Source organism: Sporosarcina koreensis (genome assembly GCF_001531445.1).
GTDB classification, from domain to species: domain Bacteria; phylum Bacillota; class Bacilli; order Bacillales_A; family Planococcaceae; genus Sporosarcina; species Sporosarcina koreensis_C.
The window spans coordinates 1-243 of the sequence record NZ_LQYA01000239.1 but is presented as its reverse complement, the minus strand read 5'-3'; the positions used below and the strand labels follow the sequence as shown (position 1 = coordinate 243).

The following is a 243-nucleotide window of genomic DNA, read 5'->3' as shown; positions in this document are numbered from 1 at the left end:
ACTCCGGGGATAATTCCCCTTGCCATCACAGCTCAATGTTATAGGAACGGGATTTGCCTCGTTCCACACCTCACTGCTTAGACGCGTATGACCAACAGCGCGCTCACCCTATCCTTCTGCGTCCCCCCATTGCTGATAACGGCGGGGAGGTGGTACAGGAATATCAACCTGTTATCCATCGTCTACGCCTTTCGGCCTCGACTTAGGTCCCGACTGACCCTGAGCGGACGAGCCTTCCTCAGG

General features: G+C 56.0%; 1 rRNA gene. It reads right to left on the bottom strand.

Annotation, left to right across the window (positions count from 1 at the left end):
• A 23S ribosomal RNA gene (locus AWV70_RS23105) occupies positions 1-243 on the bottom strand; the annotation flags it as partial.